The organism is Proteus sp. G2674 (assembly GCF_009915195.1).
In the GTDB taxonomy this organism is placed as follows: domain Bacteria; phylum Pseudomonadota; class Gammaproteobacteria; order Enterobacterales; family Enterobacteriaceae; genus Proteus; species Proteus mirabilis.
The window spans coordinates 28,824-49,715 of sequence record NZ_JAABLS010000039.1; the positions used below are offsets into that span (position 1 = coordinate 28,824).

The following is a 20,892-nucleotide window of genomic DNA, read 5'->3' on the forward strand; positions in this document are numbered from 1 at the left end:
TAAGTAGGTATGAGTTTAATTAAAAACTCTGTTTTTTTATACTTGAAAACATAACCAAATTGGATATATTAACCATAATGATTAATCTATTAAGGGTTATCGTATATGAAATTTATGCAGGATTTAGTTGTTGATATTTTACGTGACAATAAAAAATCATTGTCAGTTAACGAGATAACGGCAATTGCTTCTGATCTCAAGGGAAGGAAGAACCGTTCAACAACCAATTATGCACTGATTAAATTGATTGAAAGCTCCGTTGTAGAACGCAAAGCGGTAGTCGGCATTGGGTATGTCTACAAACTAACGCCTGATTACATGGATCGCCTACGTGAATTAGATATCAAAAAAGAAGCATCTCTAATGACCAAGAAGCCAGCAAAACCTACGGATAAGCATGTTATCTGTCAGAAAGGCTCACTAACCTACGTCAGAAAGAGCTTACCACCGTTACAGCATGGAAAGATTGCTGATATTCATAACCGTATGAACGCAATGCTGGTGGCGGTACGTGCATGAAACAGCAAATTTATTATATCAATCCTGTACCGAAGCCACGTATGACACAACGTGACGCATGGAAGAAAAGACCCGTTGTCGTTAAGTACCACGCTTTTTGTGACGAGATGAGAGCTAACCGTTTTACGCTACCTGAAAGCGGTGCTCACCTAACGTTTGTTATCCCTATGCCTAAATCATGGAGCAAGAAAAAACGCATTGAGATGAATGGTAAACCCCACCAGCAACGTCCTGATGTCGATAACCTGATTAAAGCCGTTATGGACGCCATCTTTGATGAGGATTGCAGAGTGTGGAATATCAGTGCATCAAAGCTTTGGGGTGAACAGGGAAAGATAGGGGTAACGTTACCTGAAAATACAGAAAATCATGAACTTATTACCATTCGTTAAGTTCGTGACTGAGTTAATTAATCGTTGAATGAGTTTGGGAAGAAATTATGAGCCAAGAAATTGATGCTATTAGGCTTATTCAATAAATCAAACAATCGTGACATGTCACGCAAGAGGGTTTTTAAGATGGATGACGGAGCGGTTTACAGAATTACTGGCACATGGAATGGAAAACCATTTGAAAAGCTAATGCAAGCTGAATGTGAATTAGATGCAGAGGCAACGGTAATCTTCTGGGCTAATTTAGGTGGCGCTCATGTAGACAATTTGAGCGTCGAATACCACAGTGCTATTAATTGAGGGTTGAGTGATGAAAGGAACAGAAATTAAAAAATTGATGTGGATTTATTCTGATGAAAGGATGAGACGTAAACGAAGATATGTGAAAGCTGGAAAACAAGCGGACGATTGGAATCGTAAGTTATATAAGCCATATCGTAGTGAGCGAGTTATGAACCGATTGTTACGATTAAATTCATTGAAACTTGTGAGTTTTTTTAATTGAGGGCGAAATAATGGTATGTGCTGATTGTGGTGGAGAAGTTGTTTGGATTGGACCTATAACAAATTTATCTCATACGGAATGTAAGCAGTGTGGCGCAATAAATAATTACCTTAACGAACAGGGTGAGGATGATTTGCAAAGCAATGAAAGTGCAATGATGAAAATTAAAACCTCAAAACTAAAAGGATTAGCGCTTGATTGGGCGGTAGGTAAAGCCGTTGGCGTTGATGTTCGTATTGGCAAAGAGTTTATTGTTGATGCTAATAACTGCGTATATAGCCCATCTAGCGACTGGTTAAAGTGTGGTAAGTTTATTGAGACTTACGCTATCGAACTTATCAATGAGATGTTGAGTAACGATTTCGGACATTATCAAATTGCATGGTCTGCTATCTGTAATTATTTACAAGATGATTATTACGATGGTGATACACCTCAAGAGGCAATTTGTCGCGCTACTGTTGCTGTGGTATTAGGTGGTGAAGTCGATGTGCCTGAGGAACTATTAAAATGACACATAGTGATCTGTGTGAAATGGCGGTGCGATTCCTGCAAAATAACGGATTTAATGTAGCCTTTGGTGACAGATTCCAGTCAAGAAACGAAACAGGGGAGCAACCTGACGCGATAGGGTTCAGAAGTGGTATAAGTTGTCTGATTGAAGCGAAAGTCAGTCGGTCTGATTTTCTTGCGGACAAAAAGAAGTGGTTCAGACAGCAACCGGAAAAAGGAATGGGTGACTGGCGTTTCTTCTTATCGCCACCGGATATTATTTCATCGGAAGATTTACCTGCTGGCTGGGGGTTGCTCCACGTCAAAGGAAAGAGAGTGTTCAAGGTTCACGGATGGCCTCCCAATACATATTGGTATGACAAAAAACCATTTAAAGCCAATAAGCAGGCAGAATGTGACCATATGTATAGCGCGTTGCGCCGATTGCAAATACGTGGACATCTTCATGAAATCTACGAAGGCATTCCGAAAGGAGTTATTTCATGACAGCAAAATCACCTGCTGAACGTAAGGCACTACAACGTAAGCGCCAAAAGGAACTTGGCATAACAAAGATTGAATTGCCGGTGGATAATCAAGAGCTGGAGATGTTAAAGCGTAATTGTGTTCTACGTATGCCTGGTCGTGAACCGTATGATTATGTTGAATACATACAGATGCTTATTCGTAAAGATGATGCCGAGTATAAGCGACAAGCTGAGGAGCTATCTAAGCGTAAATGTGAGCGCTGTGGTGAGCAGTTACCCGTTCAGCAATGCTGTTTATCTGGTGATGCTAAATGTTGGGTAACTTATGGATATCGCGAATTACAGCTTAACTTGGTTGACAGAACGATAGCAAAATAGAAATTTGGTTGACGCGATTTTGTCAACCAGATAGCCGTCGGGTGTTCATTTCTATTTTAATTCCCTCAAATACTGGGGTTTTAAATTGGTGTATTAATACCTAATTAGATTTGAATGTTATATTTTGAATAGCCATAATAACCAAAGAGGTGATGATTATGACTATCAAAAGACCAAGAAAGAAACCTGCACGACAGCCAATGCCTATCAACGACAAGATGGAACGTTTCTGTCAGGAATATATCAAATCCCCCGATAATCAAACTGATGCTGCAATCTCTGCTGGATATGCTTCTGGCAGTGCTTGCAAGCGCGCATCACAGCTAATGGCTGATCCCCGTATTCAAGAGCGTATCGCACAACTTATGCAACAGCGCAATAAGCGAACCAAGATGAGTGCTGACAATGTACTCAAACGCTTGGTTGATATGCTTGATGCAGATATTGCCGATATTCTTAATGAGAAAGGCGATATTAAACCAATATCTGAATGGTCACCTATTTGGCGTAAAAGTGTTGCTGCTTTCGATATCATCGATATAGACGGTGATACACGCATTAAAAAAGTGAAGTTGCTGGATAAAATCAAGGTGCTTGAACTGATTGGTAAGCACGTTGATATCAATGCCTTTAGAGACAGAGTACAGGTCGATGTAAACGTATCATTGGCTGATAAGTTGGCATCTGCTCGTAAACGTGCTCAGCAAGGGAGCGTTGAGTAATGTTAGAAGCTTTGCAGAAGTCACCAGAAGAACAACTCATTGAAGATATCGCATCATTTACGCATGATCCATTAGGTTATGCGTATTACGCATTTCCGTGGGGTGAAGCTGGTGGAGAGCTTGAAGAATACAATGGCCCTCGTCAGTGGCAAGCCGAAGCATTAAATGAAATCGGTGAACATCTACGCAATCCAAAGACACGCCACCAGCCATTATTACTTGCTCGTGCTTCTGGCCACGGCATCGGTAAATCTGCATTTATTTCAATGATCATCAAGTGGGGTATGGATACCTGCGAAGATTGTAAGGTAGTCGTCACTGCTAACACCGAAAATCAACTACGCACTAAAACGTGGCCAGAAATAGCGAAGTGGCAACGGCTATCACTGACTAATAATTGGTTTACTTGCACTAAGACAGCTATCTACTCAAACGATCCTAATCATGCTAATGCTTGGCGTGCTGATGCGGTACCTTGGTCAGAGAACAACACGGAGGCATTTGCAGGGCTTCACAACAAAGGCAAGCGTATTATCCTCGTGTTTGATGAAGCGTCTAACATTGCTGATCTGGTATGGGAAGTTGCAGAAGGGGCGTTAACGGATGAAGGTACCGAAATCATTTGGATAGCATTTGGTAACCCAACCCGTAACACAGGGCGCTTTCGTGAGTGCTTTCGTAAGTTTAAACATCGTTGGAACACCAAGCAGATTGATAGCCGTACCGTTGAAGGTAGCAACAAAGAGCAGATTAAAAATTGGGAAGAGGACTACGGCGAAGATAGCGACTTCTTTAAAGTTCGTGTTCGTGGTGTGTTCCCGTCAGCATCAGAACTACAGTTTATTCCAACAGGTTTAACCGATGAAGCCATGAAACGCATTGTCACACAAGCTGAAGTTGCTCATGCGCCCGTAATTATTGGTGTTGACCCTGCCTATTCTGGTATTGATGATGCAGTCATTTATCTACGCCAAGGTTTATTTAGTAAGTGCTTGTGGACGGGCTTTAAAACAACTGACGATGTTGTTATGGCAAAGCGTATTGCTGACTTTGAAGATCAATACAAGGCTGATGCTGTTCATATCGACTTTGGATATGGTACCGGCATTCACTCAATTGGAACAAGTTGGGGGCGCGTGTGGCGTTTAGTTAAGTTTGGTGGTGCATCAACAGATCCACAAATGCTGAACAAACGCGGTGAAATGTATAACAGCGTTAAGACATGGTTAAAAATTGGTGGGGCTATTGATGATCAGGAAACCGCAGATGATTTGTCATGTGGTGAATACAAGGTTCGTGTTATCGATAGCAAGATTGTACTAGAAGATAAAACAGAAATTAAAAAGCGTCTTGGTCGTTCACCGGGTAAAGGTGATGCACTAGCACTGACGTTCGCGTATCCAGTCACCAAAATAGATAGAAATTACTCCTCACCTCATTCTGGCGTTAATGTCAGCAATTCAGATTACGATCCATTCGCATAAAAAAAGCCCTCTGGAGTAGAGGGCAAACAGTCCTAAGGTAAAGCACGCTGTCGTGGTAACAATACCGAGAAAAAATGCAGTGGCATTGCATAACCAAAATGGTAGTTATAATTTTCAATATTGTCAAATAACATGTATTATTAATTTAATATGCAATATTGGTTAATTATAAAGGTGTGTCGATATGTGTAATCCATTTGGCAATACTCCAAAAATTACAACTCCTCCTGCTGTTCAGGCAGCACCTCAAGAACAAGATGCGGCAGTAACGGGTAGTCGTGATGATGAAATGCGTCGTCGCCGTGCAGCCGCAGGTCGTAAGTCTACGTTACTAACTGGTGCTCAGGGTGCGACAAGTTCAGCATCCACCAGCGGTAAAACCTTACTTGGTCAATAAGGGGTGACTATGTCAACGCCATTGAAACAACAGCTACTGCAACAACTTAATCAGTTGGAAACAGAGCGTAGCTCATTTGAACCGCATTGGCGTGAATTGTCAGATTTCACTCGTCCTCGTAGTACGCGCTTTACTGCGTCTGATGTTAATCGAGGTGATCGCCGTAATAGTAAGATCATTGACCCTACGGCGTCTTTGGCTTCATCGGTGCTTTCCAGTGGCATGATGTCAGGCATTACAAGTCCTGCTCGTCCTTGGTTTCGTTTAGCGACACCTGATCCTGATTTAATGGATTATGGCCCTGTAAAACTTTGGCTAGAAACCACAGAACAGCGTATGAACGAAGTGTTCAATCGTTCTAATCTCTATCAGTCATTACCGTTGATGTATGGGGATTTAGGTACCTTTGGCACTGCAGCAATGGCGGTTGTTGAAGATAGCCAGCGTATTATCCGTACCGTTCATTTCCCTCTTGGCAGTTACTACATTGCGAATAGCCCAAGCCTGAGTGTTGATGTTTGCTATCGCAAATTTACGATGACCGTTCGCCAGTTGGTAATGGAGTTCGGGATTGATAGCATTAGCGACACTGTTAAATCAATGTGGAATTCAAGCCAGTACAGCCAATGGGTTGAAGTGGTTCATGCCGTATATCCAAACCTTGAACGACAAACAGGAAAGTTAGAGGCGAAGCACAAGCCTTTTAAATCCGTTTATCTTGAAGTGGCGGGTGATCACGAGAAAGTGTTACGTGAGTCTGGCTATGATGAATTTCCTATCATGGCGCCACGTTGGGAAGTCAATGGTGAAGATGTTTACGGTTCATCTTGCCCTGGTATGTTGGCGTTAGGTGGTACTAAAGCACTTCAATTAATGCAAAAGCGTAAAGCGCAGATGATTGATAAGCTGACTAATCCACCTTTACAAGTGCCAGCCTCATTAAAAAACCAACGGGTAAATACCATACCCGGAGGCATTAACTATCTTGATGAGGCAAATCCTACTAATAAAATTCAAACGATTTTTGATGTTCAACCCGTAGCATTGAAAGCACTACTTGAAGATGTTCAAGATACCCGTCAACTGATTGATACAGCTTACTTTGTTGATTTGTTCCGCATGATGCAAATGGTGAATACGCGCTCTATGCCGATTGAAGCCGTTGTTGAGATGCGAGAAGAGAAGCTATTGCAATTAGGGCCTGTTCTCCAGCGTCTTGATTCTGAGTTACTCGACAAGCTGATTAATCGCACTTTCTCAATCTTGGTAAACAAAAATTTACTTCCCATTGCGCCTGATGAAATGCAGGGAATGGATCTAAAGGTTGAGTACATTTCTGTAATGGCTCAGGCACAGAAATCGATTGGTGTTGGCAGTATCGAACGCTTTGCTGGCTTTGTTGGCAATCTGGCAAAAGTTAAGTCTGAAGCCCTTGATAAGCTTAATGCTGATGATGCCATTGATAACTATGCATCAGCAATTGGTGTTTCTCCAACTATCGTTGCAACCAATGAGCAAGTACAAGCCATACGTCAACAACGACAAGCACAGCAACAACAAATGGCTCAGATGCAAATGGCGCAGTCCGCTATTGATGGTGCTAAAACCCTCAGTGATACCAATCTTGATAATGATAGTGCCTTGTCCGCTATGGCTGGTGGAGGTGCTCAATGACACATCCATTCGATGCGTATGAAGACGAGAGAATTGCTCGCACTGAATACGATATTCAACAAAAAAATAGGCAAGAGAAAGAGGAACAACAGCTAAAAGAGGTTATGTCCACAGAAGCTGGGCGTGCTGTTATTTGGCGTTTGATTTCTGACTCTGGCGTATTTCGTAGCTCTTTTTCTAATGATCCCTATGCAATGGCATTTAGAGAGGGCGAGCGTAACTATGGGTTAAAAGTTTTCAATCAATTACACCAAGTTTGCCCTGAGCTTTATGCGCAAATGGCAAATGAAGCAGCTACACCAAGCGTTTAACAACGGGAGAAACAGTCATGAACTTATGGCAGAAATTAATTATGCGTCGTTTGTATAAAGAGCAACACAGCGAGGGAGGTGAAGGCGGTGGCGGTACAGCAACGGAACCTACTCAAGAAACATCAGCAACAGATAAAAATGAGCCACCAGCAAATAGTGATGATCCTACTAAAAGCACTGAAAAAGAAAATGGTGGAGAGCAGGGCAAGCCGGATGATAAGAAAAATGATGCCAATAAATCAGATGTAGGTGCGCCTGAAAAGTATGAATTTAAAGCACCAGAAGAAGGGCAAGAGCTTGATAAAGGTGCATTAGAAGTCTTTGAGCCGATTGCTCGTGAGCTGAATTTAAACAACGAACAAGCGCAAAAACTGGTTGATGTTTATGGCTCTAAAATCATGCCTGCTATTCAGAAACAAATCAATGATGGTTGGCAAAAGCAGACTGAGCAATGGGTTAAAACTGTTAAAGCAGATGAAGAATTAGGATCAAATGAGTCTATTGGTGCAGCACAAAAGGTATTAGATACCTATGGTTCTGATGATTTGAAATTGTATTTAACAGAAACAGGGTTAGGTAATCACCCAGAGATTATTCGGGCTTTTGCCAAGATAGGCAAAGCAATGTCAGAGGACGGTCTTGTCACTGGCAACAGTAACGGCAGTAAAAGTGCTGCTGATGTTTTATTTGGATAACAAAGAGGAAATAACATGCCTGCTTTAACTCTCGTTGATTGGGCTAAACGACAAGGCCCTGACAGCAAGCAAGCGAAGATCGTCGAATTGCTGAATCAGTCTAATGAAATTCTTGATGATATGGTTTTCGTTGAAGGTAACTTACCAACGGGTCACCGTACAACTGTTCGTACAGGTCTGCCGTCAGCAACATGGCGTTTGCTTAATTATGGTGTACCACCAAGCAAATCAACTACAGCACAGGTTACTGATGCGATTGGTATGCTTGAAACCTATTCTGAAGTTGATAAAGATCTTGCTAATTTGAACGGACAAAAGAATGAATTTCTATTGTCTGAATCAATTGCATTCTTAGAGTCAATGAACCAGCAAATGGCTGAAACAGTTATTTATGGTGATGCTACGGTTCATCCTCAGCGCTTTACGGGTTTAGCTGCACGCTTTAACGATATGAAAGCAAAGAATGCAGTCAACATCATTGATGCTGGTGGTACTGGCAGTAATTTAACGTCTGTGTGGTTAGTGGTATGGGGAGAAAACACGGTCCACGGTATTTTCCCTAAAGGTTCTAAAGCAGGTTTAGAACAAAACCATTTAGGTGAAGTTACTTTAGAAGATGAGAACAAAGGGAAATACCAAGGCTTTCGTACTCACTTTCAATGGAAAAATGGTATCTCAGTTCGTGACTGGCGTTATGTTGTCCGTATCGCCAATATTGATTTATCCAAAATTGGTAAAGATCCAGAAAAAGCGGACACACTCGATTTGCCAGACTTGTTTATTCAAGCAATTGAGAAGATCCCTAACCTCTCTATGGGGCGTCCTGTTTTTTATTGTAACCAGCAAATTCGTAGCTGGATGCGTCGCCAAATTAAAAACAGTAAAAACGTCAATATTTCTATGGCAGAAGTGGCAGGTAAGAAAGTTGTTTCATTCGATGAAATTCCTGTTCGCCGTGTTGATGCCATCTTAACGACTGAAGATCAGGTGAAATAAGTTATTGCGGTGTCGTTTAACGGCTCCGCTAACTTTCATTTATTTGGAGATAGTCAAAATGATTTTAGATAAAGAAACGCTTTTTTCACTGGATCAGGCTGTTACTGCATCTGCTGTAAGTAAGCAAATTATCGACTTAACGCCAGTGCATGGTGCATTTCGTGATATCGGTATTGGTGAGCCATTAGAGCTGTTTGCACAAGTGACTGAACAGGCTAAAGCATCAGGTGAAGCGACTGTTCAAATCAAGTTAGAAACCGCGACAGACGATAAATTCTCTGATGCTAAATCTATCTTTGAATCTGTGGCAATACCAATCGCTGATTTAAATGCAGGTAAACGTATTGTGGCGAAAGTACCTCAAGGCGTTCTGAAGTACCTGCGCCTGCAATATGTTGTTGCAGAAGGTCCATTAACGGCGGGTAAGTTCACTGCGGGCATTAACCTAACTGTTGATGCTCATCCTATTTACGATGCTGTAACTCAATAAGGTGTGACATGTCACGATATAAGGTTTTAAAAAAATCATTTATCGCTGGGCGTCTACTTGAAATCGGTGAAGAGGTTGAGTACGACGGTATAGCTGGCGATAACTTAGCGTTAATTGGTGGCGCTGATGCTCGACTTAATACTCATAGTGTGGCTGATGGGGCTGGTGATAATACTGGTGAAGGCGTAAGTAATATTGCTGTAAGCGGTTCAGGTGTGGCGATTGACTCAAGCCTTGATGCGCTTCGTGAGCAATATACCCAGCTATTTGGTAAAGCACCTCATCACAATATGGGCGCAGATAAAATGCGCACCGCAATAGATGAAAAGCGGAAAGAACTTGGGGTTTAACCCCCGATGATAAAGGGGGCGAAAGCCCCTTTTTTATTTTCTACCTGAGCCGAGAGATATCCAATGAAACTAACCAATCTAAAAACCAGCACAGAAACTTATGAAAATGCCAAAGGTGAAAAAGAAACTCGTGAAGAATATCCATACGGGCTACGTATTTCACTTGAAAACGACACAATAGAAAAATTAGGCGTTTCTATTCCTGATGTTGGTGAAAGTATTGAGCTGTCTGCTGTTGCCAAAATACTGTCTAAATCTATTAATGAACGTGAAGGTAAGAAGTCAGTATATGTAGAGTTACAAATAACCGATCTGGCTCTAGGTGTAGGCGACACAAAATCAACGGCAGATGTTCTTTTTGATGGAGGTGAGTAATGGCCTCAGAAATTGAAATTTGCAATATTGCATTAAGTCGCATTGGTAATAGCCGTTCGATTAATAGTATGACCGAAGCCAGCAAAGAAGCTGTTCAATGCAACCTTCATTATGCGCAATGCCGTGATAGTGTGCTTGCCGATTTTCCTTGGAACTTTGCAACTAAAAAGGTGGCATTAGCCAATACAAATAATCCCCCGCCTAATTGGGCGTATGCCTATCGCTATCCTAATGATTGCCTAAAAGCCATTGGCATTGTCGAACCTCATCAAAAGTACCGTAGACCAGATATGGCAATCCATTTTCATGTTGGTTCAGATGAAAACGGTACTGGTCGATTAATTTTTACTGATCATCCTAGTGCATGGCTTGAGTATGTTGCGCGTATTACTGACGTCAATATGTTTGATGCGTTATTTAAAGATGCGCTTGCATGGCGTTTAGCGGCTGAATTGGCTCGTCCATTGGCATCAAATGCGGGGATTGATGGTGAGGCATTACAAATTTATCAAGGTGTTATTAAAAGTGCGGCTGCACATTCATTAAGTGAGTCAGCAGAGCCAATTGATTATATGGATGAATTCACACAAGCGAGGTTGTCATAATGCCATTTAGTCTTATTCAACCTAGTTTTTCAGGCGGTGAAATTGCACCAAGCCTATATGGACGTGTTGATCTTGCAAAGTATTCAACAGCACTGCGAAAGTGCCATAACTTTATTGTTCGTCAATATGGTGGTGTTGAGAATAGACCAGGCACACGATTTATTGCTGAAACAAAGTATCAAAATAAGAAGTCTCGCCTTATTCCTTTCCAATTCAGCACCGTACAAACCTACGCGTTAGAGTTTGGTGATCGTTATATTCGCGTATTTAAAGATGGTGGGCAGGTTCTCTATGCTGATGGTGAACATAAAGGCGAAGTGTTTGAATTATCTACACCTTATAAAGAAGCTGATTTGTTTGATTTGAAGTATACGCAATCAGCCGATGTTATGACGATTGTTCATACTGATTATCCACCAATGGAGTTACAGCGTTACGATCATGATGATTGGAAGTTAGTCTCCGTTGAAACCAAGAACGGCCCCTTTGAAGATATCAATACCGATAAGGCAATGAAAGTTTATGCTAGTGCAAGCACGGGGCAAATTACGTTAACGTCTACGCATGATATTTTTGGTACCGAGCAAATAGGTAAGCAGTTCTATTTAGAGCAACGTGATATTGATGCGGTTCCTGTATGGGAGACAGATAAAACAACCAACCTCAATGATCAACGTCGTGCTGATAGTAACTACTATCGTGCCAATAGTGGCGGTAAAACAGGAACACTAAGACCGTCACACACGGAAGGAATGAGCTGGGATGGTTGGGGTGGTGATACAGGGATACAGTGGGAATATCTGCATAGTGGTTTTGGTATCGTAAAAATTGAAACTGTTAGTGAAGATGGCAAAACAGCCACAGGAAAGGTGATCTCTTATATTCCATCCAATGCTGTTGGTGAAGACAACGCCAGCCATAAATGGGCGCGTGCAGTGTGGAATGATGTTGATGGTTATCCAAGCACCGTTGTTTATTATCAACAACGTTTATTCTTTGCTGGCTCTCGTGCCTATCCACAAACGATATGGGCCAGTCGTAGCGGTGACTATAAAGACTTTGGTCGCAATAATCCTATTCAGGATGATGATCGCATTATCTACACGTATGCAGGTCGTCAAGTTAATGAAATTCGCCATTTGATTGATGTCGGTTCGCTGGTGGCATTGACCTCAGGCGGTGAATATCAAATAACAGGCGATCAGAACAAAGTGCTTACACCTTCCAGTTTTTCAATGTCATCACAAGGTGCTAACGGTTCAAGTGATTTACCGCCAATCTCTGTTGCGAACATTGCGCTTTATATACAAGAGAAAGGTAGTGCTGTGCGTGATTTATCGTACTCCTTTGATGTGGATGGGTACCAAGGCACTGACTTAACTATGTTGGCAAATCACCTATTTCAACGTCATCGTATTGTTGATTGGTCATTTACTACGGTTCCATATTCTATTGCATGGTGCATACGTGACGATGGGTTAATGCTGGCTTTAACCTATTTAAGAGAACAACAAGTATTTGCATGGGCACCACAATCGACAGAAGGGAAATTTGAGTCAACGTGTTCGATCAGTGAAGGCAATGAAGATTCAGCCTATTTTATTGTTCAGCGTACAGTAAACGGCAAACAGGTTCGGTATGTAGAGCGCTTGGCTAGCCGTTTATTTACTCGTACAGAAGATGCTTTCTTTGTGGATTCAGGCTTAAGTTATGACGGTAGAAATACTGATATATCAAAAACAGCAACCATCACGGGTGGATCGGGTGAGTGGAACTATCAAGAAAACTATCAATTAGTGATTTCAGGCAATCCGGTCTTTAGTGCTTCTGATATTGGTAGTGCCGTCAATATTCCTTATTTTGAAGATAATGAACATAAAGAGCTTCGCTGTAAGATTGTTCAATATGTATCTGCAAATCAAGTGGTTATTTCTGCTAATCGCAATATTCCACCAGCATTACAAAATACGCCAACGACTGAATGGAGCATTGCCCGCTATCGCTTTGCTGGCTTAAATCATCTTGAAGGTAAGACGGTTAATATTCTTTCTGATGCTAATGTTTCACCGCAGGCTATTGTCACCAATGGTGCAGTAGAGATTGATACGCCATCATCCGTAGTGCATATCGGATTACCTATTACCAGCGAATTAGAAACGCTTGATATCCATATCAATGGGCAAGAAACGTTACTTGATAAGAAGAAGCTTATTAAGGTTGCCAGCTTAATTGTAAATAGTAGTCGGGGTATTTGGGCTGGTACTGAAAAAGAACGGTTATATGAGTATCCTCAACGTCAATTCGAGTTTTACGACAATCCTGTTGATGATGCCACAGGTATTGTTGAAATTAATTTAGATGCAGATTGGAGCAAAAACGGACGTGTCTTTATTAGACAGGTTGATCCGTTACCTTTAGCGGTGCTATCTGTCATTCCGCGTATTGATGCTGGTGGTTTCTAATATGAAAAAACATCATGTACAAATTATTCCTGCTACTCATGAACATATTGTTCGTTTATTGCCACATGTAAGACAAGCTGATGTTGATGAGTTCTACGCTATGTCAATGCAAACACCTGAACAGGTATTACGACATGGCTTATCTGTTTCTACTAAAGCCTATGCCGGCATTATTAATGAGGAGGTGATGACTATTTTTGGTGTTGCTTCTGGCTCATTACTGACTGGTTTAGGTGTTCCTTGGTTGGTGGGAACTGACTTATTAGAGCAACACCAGAAAACCTTTCTACGACGCTGTAAACCCATCTTAAAACAGATGTTAGGGCAATACCCAACACTGATGAATTATGTCGATGAACGTAATCATATTGCTAAGGCTTGGCTCCATTGGTTGGGGTTTCAGATTGAAGAAGCAAAGCCAGCAGGTTTACTTCAGTTACCTTTCCATCGTTTTACATTGAGGGCTAAATAATGTGTGAACCAACAACATTAGCGGCAGCAGTAATTGGTACTTCTGCATTGCAAGCATACGGACAATATACCGATGGTAAATTTCAAGCATCAGTGGCCAATCAAAACGCCAAAATTAATGAAGATGCTGCACTTGATGCAATTAATAAAGGAAATGCTCAGGCACAAGAACAGCGTAGACGTACTCGCCAATTAGCCGGCACACAGGCGGCAACAATGTCAGCCAGTGGCATTGATTTAAGTACTGCGGGTGCTTTAGATATTTTGGGTGATACTGCCGCAATGGGTGAGCTCGATGCGTTAACTATGGTAAATAACGCTTCTCGTGAAGCGTATGGCTATCGTATGCAAGCTGAGAATGATCGCCTTAATGCAAAAATGGCAAGACGCTCAGGCAATATGGGTGCAATGACAACGTTATTAACAGCCCCTATTCAAGCTTATGGCGCGTATCAGTTGGCTGGTGGTACATGGAGTCCGTTCGGTGGTGGTGGCTCAGGTGCCGCGAAAGCGGGTAAGACATTTGCTAAAGCACCAAAAGGATTTTAATTATGCCAAAGGTTCCTACATACGATAATAGAACGGTTATGCCTGGGCAGTTACCGAATAATGGGTTTTCTGTTCAATCATCACCTGATACTTTTGGCGCTGGCTTTGGTCGTGTTGGTGAGCAATATGTTGGTTTATTTGCAGAAGCAAAACAAAGAGCCAATGTTGCACTGGCGCAAGATGCCGCATTACAGCTACGAAAGAAAGCCAATGAACTGATGACCGATCCGCAAAATGGATTACTTTCTCAGCAAGGTAAAAATGCGATTGGCAAAGCGTCTGAGTATGAGCAGTCATTTCGTGATTATGCTGGTGAAATATCATCAACATTACCTGACGATATTGTGCGACAAAGCTTTATGCAACAAGCGCAAGAAATGGGTGTTCAGTTTGCATCACAAGCTAATCGTCATGAGATGGGGCAAATCAAAGCTTATGAACAAGATCAGTTTCAATCAACGTTAACATTAAATGCAGAGTCTGCCGCATCAATGTACGGCGATAATCAGGCTTATATTTCTGCACATAAACAAGTGTTTCAGCAAATAGAAGAGTTTGGATTATCACACGGTTGGGGTGAAGAGCAGATCCTCGCCAAGAAACAAGAATTCAAAGTAGCGACTGCACGTAAAGCGATTGAAAACCAACTCGGTGCTGATTATATGGGGTTCTTGGAGCGAAATGGAGAACCTTCAAGCCTTGGTGGTGCTACCAGAAATAATGCGTTCTATGGTGGTACTGTTGGTAAAGTTAAAGGAATGACCCAACAGGGAAATATTAATTTACTCAATAGGCCAACAGTTAAAAACGAAGACGGCTCAATTAGTACAGTAAGAACGATTTCTATTGGTACCGATGATGGCGAAGTGCTAATACCTACCGTAAGTGACGATGGTAAGCTGTTATCTGATGATGAAGCTATTGCGTTATACGAGCAAACAGGTAAGCACTTAGGGATTTTTGATAACCCTGAAGATGCTACTGCTTACGCTGATAATCTGCATAAACAGCAAGAGAATATGTATACACCTAGTAACGGTGATACAAGAGGTGTTAGAAACAACAACCCAGGTAATATTCGTATATCTAGTAATAAATGGGTAGGGCAAACCGGTGATGATGGTGCATTTGCTAAGTTTGCCACACCTGAGCACGGTATTAGAGCATTAGGTAAAAATCTACTTTCTTATGCTCGACAAGGTTTTGTTACACCAGAGCAGATCATTAATCGCTGGGCACCACCAGAAGATAATAATGATACTCAGGCATACATTGAGTATGTATCTGATTACCTTGGTGTTGCACCTAATCAACCATTAGATTTAACGAATTTAGATACCTTAACGCATTTATCGACAGCGATAATGTATAAGGAAAATGGGCGTAACCGTGTTAATTACACTGATGAGCAGATAGCAACAGGCATACAGTCAGCACTTGGTTTTGTTGAATTACAAGCGACATCAGAAGCTCCAAAACTATTAACCGGATCTGCCGCTTTCGATGCCTTAGATGAAGCTTACCAAGCAAAATATTTACGACAAGCAGAACAGCTACGTAAGCAAAAACAAGGTGAGTTACAGCAACAACTTGGTACTCGTGTAGCGGACTCTTACGCAGCATGGGAAAGAGGGCTTGAAGCGCCTAATGCGCCTACTCATGATGAATTAATCTCTGCGTTTGGCTATGACAAAGGTTCAGCCATGTCTGCCGATATGCAAGAAGCTAAACGTTATGCTGGTTTTATGTCAGCAGCTAAAGAGATGTCTCCACAAGCACAGCAAGATTTGTTATCACAAATTAGACCTCAAACGGGTGAAGCAAACTACGAAAGCAAAATTCAACGTTGGGAGAAATTTGGTAAGTTCGTTGAAGGGAACATCAAGGAACAAGATAAACAGTTTGCAGCTAACCGATTACAGCTTTCCATTCAAAATAACTTTCCGCTTGATCCTAACGATAAGAATAATCAGCAGGCAGCAGATGATTACTTTGAAAAACATATTCAGCAGAGCTTTAATTTACGTGATGCTAATAGCTTAAATGCCGTTGCTGAACTTACAGCAAGAACAGGGATTATCCCATCACAAGTTAAGTCTGTATTGAATATGGGGGCAACATCTAAAGATCCTGAAGTTGTTCTTCCTATCGCGAAAATGTATGGGCAGATATTTGATAACAATCCGGCATCAGCTACGGATATTCCATCAAGCACAATGGCGTATTACTCAAAAGTATATAGTTTAAGTCGAGCTGGTATGCCTGATGAGAAAGCGGTAGAAACTGCATTTAAGACGACATTTGAACAAGATGAGCGCACTAAGCAAATGATCGCTTCTCAAATCAGGGATAAAGGATATATCAAGGATAGAGATAAAGCGGCGCAATCTAATATCAATGATTTTTACCCTTGGTATAAACCATTTTCTTCACCAAACGTCAGTAAGCCTGGCACTCAAAATGGTGCTTACTTACGTGACTATCAAACGTTGTATGACGCTAACTTTGCTGAAACAGGCGGTGATGCAGAACTAGCCAAGAAAATGACTAACGCTCAAATTAAAAGAACATGGGCAGTATCAAATATTAATGGCAGTGAAGAAGTTATGCGTTATGCGCCAGAAGCTGTATACGGTATTAATGAATCAGGTGCTGGAAACTGGATCGCCGGCCAATGGGAGGAAGAGAAAAAGCAATTAATGTCTAAGTCATTTGGTGGTGCTTCTTCTAGCACTGAAATCGTTATTGTCTCTGATGCAGTGACACCAAGAGATTACAGCTACGGCATAATGATAAAACAAACCGGTAGTGATGATATCCCTATTTATCGTCCATACACGGGAGATAACGGCTTGCCTATTCGCTTTAAACCAGAACAGTCATCATCACCAATGTACAAAGAGGTAATGGAAAAACGTCAGCAAATCGTTAAGGAAGCACAGAATAAAAGGGAACGAGAAGAAGCATTGGATAAATCACGCTCAGAATTTGATGAACGTCGTCAAAATATCCGTGAGCAATATAAAGAAGCTCACAATGAGCGAGTAAATAAATTCAATAATTATTTTTCTTGGGATAAAAACTGATGCCTATTTACGAACAACAACCTGATGATGTTTTATCTGCGGATATTAATGCTGTTCAGCAACCTGAACCTACTTATGGTGATAATGTTTCACCGTCTTGGTATGACCCTATTAATCCGCTTGATGATAGACGGCAAACTAAAGAATTACGTGATGCGGCGTTTCGTATCGATAACTCAGTGGGTAGTTTGATTGCTACTGCACCTTTTAATCAATTTGAAGATGTAGAAGGCTATAATCCATTTGAAGATGAATTAACGCTTTCAGGCTATGAAGATTATGCTGATTCCTTTATTCATTCAAACTCTCCTCAAGAAACTGCTGCAATAAAACAACGCATTGATCGTGAGCGTAACGATAAGAAAATGTTAGCAGATGCTGGCGGTGCTGGTGTTGTGAGTAGTATTGCTATGGGGGTTATTGATCCAATTAATGTTGCTGCAATGATGATACCAGGTGGTGCAATAGTAAAAGGCGGTAGTGTTGGTGCAACAGCAGGTAAGTTTGCATTGGCAAATACTGCTGGGGGCGTAGCTTCTGAAATGGCATTACATAGTACCCAAGAAACACGAACATTAACTGAAAGTGCAATTAACATTACACTTGATGCCATGATCGGTGGAACCTTAGGGTCAGCCGCACAGTTAGTAAAAAACCGGGGTGAATTGGTAACAAAAGTAAGAAATGATTTAATTGGAGAACAACAATCAGGGCAACAAAATATCCCAAATAATATTCCTGATAATTCTAGTGTTGGTGCAATGGAAGTACCTAACACCACATTAGAACAAGAAACCTTAAAAGGGCCATCATTTATTAATCGTACGATGAATGTTAGCCCTGTTGGCCGTGTTGCTCAATCACCCTCTAAAACAGCACGCCAAATTAACCAACAACTCACAGAAAATAACTTTACCTTTGCTAAAAATGAAGAAGGTATTGCGACATTTACCGCTGTTGAAACAAAAGTGAGAGGTTATGAAACTCTCGTTTATAAACAAGTAGAATCAACGAAAGATCACTTTAAACAGTATCGTCAATCTGGTGGCCGTGATATGAGCTATTACCAATTTAGTGAGGCTGTTGGTGATGCTATGCGCAATGGTGATACTCATGCGATACCACAAGTGGCAGAGGCGGCACGTTCTATTAGACCTATTGTCGAAGCAACTAAAGATAGAATGGTTGAATTAGGGATCTTACGTGAAGGTGTAAAGGTGACAACAGCACAAAGCTACTTCCCTCGTATTTATAAATTCGACAAAATTTTAAATGATCGTACTGAATTTAAGAAAATCATTGCTGACTGGTTAGAAGAGATTAATCAAACCTCGATAAATAAAGCCAAAGGTAGTCTTGATCGTGCTGAAATTGGTATTGATAAAGCACGTAACGCTTCACCACAAGCTGAACGTTTAGGGCTTGAAATTAAAGAGGCTGAGAGTTGGTCAGGTAAAAAATCCTTGTTGATGGATGATATTAATAAATATCAAAAAATCATTAATGAAAAGAGTGCAGTAGAAGTTGAGCTAAATTCACTATCTAACCTTGCTAAGCTAAATAAAACACAAACAAGAAGACAAGCAACATTACAAAGAAAATTACAGCGTATTAATGATGCTGAGAATAAATTGCCTGCGTTACAACGTAGCGTAGATATTCTTGATAACCCTCTCAAGTTTAGAAATGAACATCGTCGTTTAACACGAACTGCAAATTCATTAACTCGCCATGACAGAATTAGGCAATCAGCATTAAATCGCATGACACCTTTAGAGCGCGAAGAGTTAGATGCGGCAGCAGATGATATCGTTAATAAAATTATCGGTGCACCATCTGGCATTGTACCTAGTGAACTGATCCCTGATGGGTTAGTTAAACGTGCTGGTTTTACAAAAGATAGAACCCTAAACATTCCTGATGAACGCATTAAAGACTATCTCGAATCAGATGTTAACTATGTGATGGAAAACTATATTCGCCAAGTTGCGCCTGAAATTGAACTCACGGCTAAATTTGGCCGTGTTGATATGGATAATCAAATCAAAGCGATTACAGAGGAATATAACCAACTTATTGCTGATGCAACCACACCTAAAGAACGCAGTCGATTAGAAGCACGAAGAGAAGCTGATTTACGTGATATTCGCGCTATGCGTGATCGTCTATTAGGAACTTATGGCGCACCTAAAGATCCATCTAGTTTCTTTGTTCGTGCTGGTCGTGTGGCTCGTCACGTTAACTTCTTACGTTTATTAGGTGGCATGACAATATCATCGTTACCTGATATGGCTCGTCCGATTATGCAACACGGCTTACGTAGTGCGTTAAAACCATTGGGTAAGATGCTAACTGATATCGGTGCTATGCGTATTGCTAAAGCTGATTTACGTGAAATGGGTATTGGTCTTGAATATGTATTATCCAGTCGTTCTAAGGTGATTGCTGACCTTAGCGATCCATACAGTAGACGTAGCTATTTAGAGCGTGGGTTACAATGGTCGTCACAGAAATTTGGCAACCTTACGTTGATGAACCAATACACCGATACTATGAAAATGTGGTCTGGGCTTATTACTCAATCTAAGGTACTGAAAGCAGCAAACACTTTAGATGCTGGTGGTTCGTTAAGTAAACGAGAAATAAAGAAACTGGCTCATATTGGTATCGATGAATCAATGCTAAAGCGTATAGCAGATCAGTTTAAGCGACACGGTGAAGACTTAGACGGCATGTTAACAGGGCATAGCCATTTGTGGGATGATCGTGTTGTGCGTGAAACATTTCAGGCAGCAGTATTAAAAGATGTCAGAACTACAGTTATAACACCAGGCATTGGTGATACACCATTAATGATGAGCAGTGAACTAGGTAAGATAGTTATGCAGTTTAAAACTTTCTTCTTTGCTACTCACAATAGAGCGTTGGTCTCAGGAATACAATCAGGTGATGCATCATTCTATTATGGTGCATTGCTTCAGGTTGCACTTGGATCCCTAGTCTATGTTCTCAAGGCCAAAATGGCGGGACGAGATATTAATACCGAACCGGCTAACTTAGTAAAAGAGGGTTTAGACTGGTCAGGAATGATGGGCTGGTTAGGTGAGCCTAATAACGTATTGGAAAACCTTAGCGGTGGTACTTATGGTATGAGTGCCATGTTTGGTGGTCCACCAGCATCACGTTATCAAAGCCGTAATGGGATTGGTGCATTATTAGGTCCTACATTTGATCTTGGTGGTGATATTAAAAACATCACATCAGGTGTATTAAACGGTGAGTTTGATGATAGAGAAGTGCGATCTGTACGAAAACTATTACCTTTCCAAAACTTGTTTTATTTGTCACCATTATTGAATCAGGTTGAGGAGCAGATGAAGTAGGAATATCAAATGAGGCTCTTTGGTAAAATAAAAAAGAAAACTAGTCAGATTTTTATCTGATAAATTTA

Annotated in this window: 22 protein-coding genes; all 22 read left to right on the top strand. The window is 41.1% G+C overall.

Annotation, left to right across the window (positions count from 1 at the left end):
- The first annotated feature begins 105 nt into the window (after window positions 1-105).
- The 22 genes from GWI58_RS15490 to GWI58_RS15590 all read left to right on the top strand — a co-directional run bounded on the left by GWI58_RS15490 (window position 106) and on the right by GWI58_RS15590 (window position 20,824).
- Complete coding sequence (locus GWI58_RS15490) at window positions 106-519, top strand: hypothetical protein (protein WP_161769331.1); 414 nt, start codon at window positions 106-108, stop codon at window positions 517-519.
- Window positions 516-911, top strand: a complete 396-nt coding sequence (locus GWI58_RS15495) for a RusA family crossover junction endodeoxyribonuclease (RefSeq protein WP_049203709.1) — start codon at window positions 516-518, stop codon at window positions 909-911. The genes GWI58_RS15490 and GWI58_RS15495 overlap by 4 nt, the downstream gene beginning before the upstream one ends.
- A gap of 126 nt (window positions 912-1,037) precedes the next feature.
- Window positions 1,038-1,211: a hypothetical protein gene (locus GWI58_RS17780; protein WP_166465207.1), complete on the top strand. Its 174-nt coding sequence runs from the start codon at window positions 1,038-1,040 to the stop codon at window positions 1,209-1,211.
- 215 nt (window positions 1,212-1,426) lie between these two features.
- Window positions 1,427-1,930, top strand: coding sequence for a phage protein NinX family protein (locus GWI58_RS15500; RefSeq protein WP_161769332.1), 504 nt, complete (start codon window positions 1,427-1,429; stop codon window positions 1,928-1,930).
- Window positions 1,927-2,415 carry a hypothetical protein gene (locus GWI58_RS15505; RefSeq protein ID WP_202608564.1) on the top strand — a complete coding sequence of 163 codons (489 nt, stop codon included), beginning with the start codon at window positions 1,927-1,929 and terminating at the stop codon, window positions 2,413-2,415. The genes GWI58_RS15500 and GWI58_RS15505 overlap by 4 nt, the downstream gene beginning before the upstream one ends.
- A complete protein-coding gene (locus tag GWI58_RS15510; RefSeq protein WP_141192046.1) occupies window positions 2,412-2,774 on the top strand; it encodes a hypothetical protein in 363 nt (120 codons plus the stop codon). The genes GWI58_RS15505 and GWI58_RS15510 overlap by 4 nt, the downstream gene beginning before the upstream one ends.
- 158 nt (window positions 2,775-2,932) lie before the next feature.
- Window positions 2,933-3,496, top strand: a complete 564-nt coding sequence (locus tag GWI58_RS15515) for a terminase small subunit (RefSeq protein WP_052715523.1) — start codon at window positions 2,933-2,935, stop codon at window positions 3,494-3,496.
- Window positions 3,496-4,980 (top strand): hypothetical protein, encoded by a 1,485-nt coding sequence (locus tag GWI58_RS15520; RefSeq protein ID WP_046334334.1) that lies wholly within the window; start codon window positions 3,496-3,498, stop codon window positions 4,978-4,980. The genes GWI58_RS15515 and GWI58_RS15520 overlap by 1 nt, the downstream gene beginning before the upstream one ends.
- A 184-nt stretch (window positions 4,981-5,164) precedes the next feature.
- Entirely contained in the window at window positions 5,165-5,377 is a 213-nt protein-coding gene (locus GWI58_RS15525; protein WP_004243356.1) for a hypothetical protein, read from the top strand.
- A gap of 9 nt (window positions 5,378-5,386) precedes the next feature.
- Window positions 5,387-7,051: a portal protein gene (locus tag GWI58_RS15530; RefSeq protein ID WP_161769333.1), complete on the top strand. Its 1,665-nt coding sequence runs from the start codon at window positions 5,387-5,389 to the stop codon at window positions 7,049-7,051.
- A complete protein-coding gene (locus GWI58_RS15535) occupies window positions 7,048-7,362 on the top strand; it encodes a Bbp19 family protein (RefSeq protein WP_069368913.1) in 315 nt (104 codons plus the stop codon). The genes GWI58_RS15530 and GWI58_RS15535 overlap by 4 nt, the downstream gene beginning before the upstream one ends.
- Window positions 7,363-7,379: 17 nt before the next feature.
- Window positions 7,380-8,057 carry a peptidase gene (locus tag GWI58_RS15540; RefSeq protein ID WP_161769334.1) on the top strand — a complete coding sequence of 226 codons (678 nt, stop codon included), beginning with the start codon at window positions 7,380-7,382 and terminating at the stop codon, window positions 8,055-8,057.
- 15 nt (window positions 8,058-8,072) lie between these two features.
- Window positions 8,073-9,053 (top strand): major capsid protein, encoded by a 981-nt coding sequence (locus GWI58_RS15545; RefSeq protein ID WP_004243350.1) that lies wholly within the window; start codon window positions 8,073-8,075, stop codon window positions 9,051-9,053.
- Between the two features lie 58 nt (window positions 9,054-9,111).
- On the top strand, window positions 9,112-9,543 hold the full coding sequence (locus GWI58_RS15550; protein WP_020945808.1) for a Bbp16 family capsid cement protein: 432 nt from the start codon (window positions 9,112-9,114) through the stop codon (window positions 9,541-9,543).
- Window positions 9,544-9,551: 8 nt separating this feature from the next.
- Entirely contained in the window at window positions 9,552-9,893 is a 342-nt protein-coding gene (locus GWI58_RS15555; protein ID WP_036936189.1) for a hypothetical protein, read from the top strand.
- Window positions 9,894-9,956: 63 nt separating this feature from the next.
- Window positions 9,957-10,268 carry a capsid staple protein gene (gene gp10 / locus GWI58_RS15560; RefSeq protein ID WP_099660563.1) on the top strand — a complete coding sequence of 104 codons (312 nt, stop codon included), beginning with the start codon at window positions 9,957-9,959 and terminating at the stop codon, window positions 10,266-10,268.
- Complete coding sequence (locus tag GWI58_RS15565; RefSeq protein WP_161769335.1) at window positions 10,268-10,873, top strand: hypothetical protein; 606 nt, start codon at window positions 10,268-10,270, stop codon at window positions 10,871-10,873. Before gp10 ends, GWI58_RS15565 begins: the two co-directional genes overlap by 1 nt.
- On the top strand, window positions 10,873-13,335 hold the full coding sequence (locus GWI58_RS15570) for a hypothetical protein (protein WP_161769336.1): 2,463 nt from the start codon (window positions 10,873-10,875) through the stop codon (window positions 13,333-13,335). Before GWI58_RS15565 ends, GWI58_RS15570 begins: the two co-directional genes overlap by 1 nt.
- A gap of 1 nt (window position 13,336) precedes the next feature.
- Window positions 13,337-13,807: a hypothetical protein gene (locus GWI58_RS15575; RefSeq protein WP_237611714.1), complete on the top strand. Its 471-nt coding sequence runs from the start codon at window positions 13,337-13,339 to the stop codon at window positions 13,805-13,807.
- Window positions 13,807-14,355 carry a hypothetical protein gene (locus tag GWI58_RS15580; RefSeq protein ID WP_004243338.1) on the top strand — a complete coding sequence of 183 codons (549 nt, stop codon included), beginning with the start codon at window positions 13,807-13,809 and terminating at the stop codon, window positions 14,353-14,355. The genes GWI58_RS15575 and GWI58_RS15580 overlap by 1 nt, the downstream gene beginning before the upstream one ends.
- 2 nt (window positions 14,356-14,357) lie before the next feature.
- A complete protein-coding gene (locus GWI58_RS15585) occupies window positions 14,358-17,441 on the top strand; it encodes a hypothetical protein (protein ID WP_161769338.1) in 3,084 nt (1,027 codons plus the stop codon).
- Window positions 17,441-20,824 carry a hypothetical protein gene (locus tag GWI58_RS15590; RefSeq protein WP_161769339.1) on the top strand — a complete coding sequence of 1,128 codons (3,384 nt, stop codon included), beginning with the start codon at window positions 17,441-17,443 and terminating at the stop codon, window positions 20,822-20,824. The genes GWI58_RS15585 and GWI58_RS15590 overlap by 1 nt, the downstream gene beginning before the upstream one ends.
- Window positions 20,825-20,892 lie beyond the last annotated feature (68 nt).

What these genes read in the sequence shown, in the direction of transcription:
- GWI58_RS15550 (WP_020945808.1), top strand. Translation starts at nt 9,112, where the DNA reads ATGATTTTAGATAAAGAAACGCTTTTTTCACTGGATCAGGCTGTTACT.
- GWI58_RS15500 (WP_161769332.1), top strand. Translation starts at nt 1,427, where the DNA reads ATGGTATGTGCTGATTGTGGTGGAGAAGTTGTTTGGATTGGACCTATA.
- GWI58_RS15545 (WP_004243350.1), top strand. Translation starts at nt 8,073, where the DNA reads ATGCCTGCTTTAACTCTCGTTGATTGGGCTAAACGACAAGGCCCTGAC.
- GWI58_RS15590 (WP_161769339.1), top strand. Translation starts at nt 17,441, where the DNA reads ATGCCTATTTACGAACAACAACCTGATGATGTTTTATCTGCGGATATT.
- GWI58_RS15525 (WP_004243356.1), top strand. Translation starts at nt 5,165, where the DNA reads ATGTGTAATCCATTTGGCAATACTCCAAAAATTACAACTCCTCCTGCT.
- GWI58_RS15555 (WP_036936189.1), top strand. Translation starts at nt 9,552, where the DNA reads ATGTCACGATATAAGGTTTTAAAAAAATCATTTATCGCTGGGCGTCTA.
- GWI58_RS15570 (WP_161769336.1), top strand. Translation starts at nt 10,873, where the DNA reads ATGCCATTTAGTCTTATTCAACCTAGTTTTTCAGGCGGTGAAATTGCA.
- GWI58_RS15535 (WP_069368913.1), top strand. Translation starts at nt 7,048, where the DNA reads ATGACACATCCATTCGATGCGTATGAAGACGAGAGAATTGCTCGCACT.
- GWI58_RS15520 (WP_046334334.1), top strand. Translation starts at nt 3,496, where the DNA reads ATGTTAGAAGCTTTGCAGAAGTCACCAGAAGAACAACTCATTGAAGAT.
- GWI58_RS15505 (WP_202608564.1), top strand. Translation starts at nt 1,927, where the DNA reads ATGACACATAGTGATCTGTGTGAAATGGCGGTGCGATTCCTGCAAAAT.
- GWI58_RS15580 (WP_004243338.1), top strand. Translation starts at nt 13,807, where the DNA reads ATGTGTGAACCAACAACATTAGCGGCAGCAGTAATTGGTACTTCTGCA.
- GWI58_RS15515 (WP_052715523.1), top strand. Translation starts at nt 2,933, where the DNA reads ATGACTATCAAAAGACCAAGAAAGAAACCTGCACGACAGCCAATGCCT.
- gp10 (WP_099660563.1), top strand. Translation starts at nt 9,957, where the DNA reads ATGAAACTAACCAATCTAAAAACCAGCACAGAAACTTATGAAAATGCC.
- GWI58_RS15490 (WP_161769331.1), top strand. Translation starts at nt 106, where the DNA reads ATGAAATTTATGCAGGATTTAGTTGTTGATATTTTACGTGACAATAAA.
- GWI58_RS15575 (WP_237611714.1), top strand. Translation starts at nt 13,337, where the DNA reads ATGAAAAAACATCATGTACAAATTATTCCTGCTACTCATGAACATATT.
- GWI58_RS15495 (WP_049203709.1), top strand. Translation starts at nt 516, where the DNA reads ATGAAACAGCAAATTTATTATATCAATCCTGTACCGAAGCCACGTATG.
- GWI58_RS17780 (WP_166465207.1), top strand. Translation starts at nt 1,038, where the DNA reads ATGGATGACGGAGCGGTTTACAGAATTACTGGCACATGGAATGGAAAA.
- GWI58_RS15565 (WP_161769335.1), top strand. Translation starts at nt 10,268, where the DNA reads ATGGCCTCAGAAATTGAAATTTGCAATATTGCATTAAGTCGCATTGGT.
- GWI58_RS15540 (WP_161769334.1), top strand. Translation starts at nt 7,380, where the DNA reads ATGAACTTATGGCAGAAATTAATTATGCGTCGTTTGTATAAAGAGCAA.
- GWI58_RS15510 (WP_141192046.1), top strand. Translation starts at nt 2,412, where the DNA reads ATGACAGCAAAATCACCTGCTGAACGTAAGGCACTACAACGTAAGCGC.
- GWI58_RS15585 (WP_161769338.1), top strand. Translation starts at nt 14,358, where the DNA reads ATGCCAAAGGTTCCTACATACGATAATAGAACGGTTATGCCTGGGCAG.
- GWI58_RS15530 (WP_161769333.1), top strand. Translation starts at nt 5,387, where the DNA reads ATGTCAACGCCATTGAAACAACAGCTACTGCAACAACTTAATCAGTTG.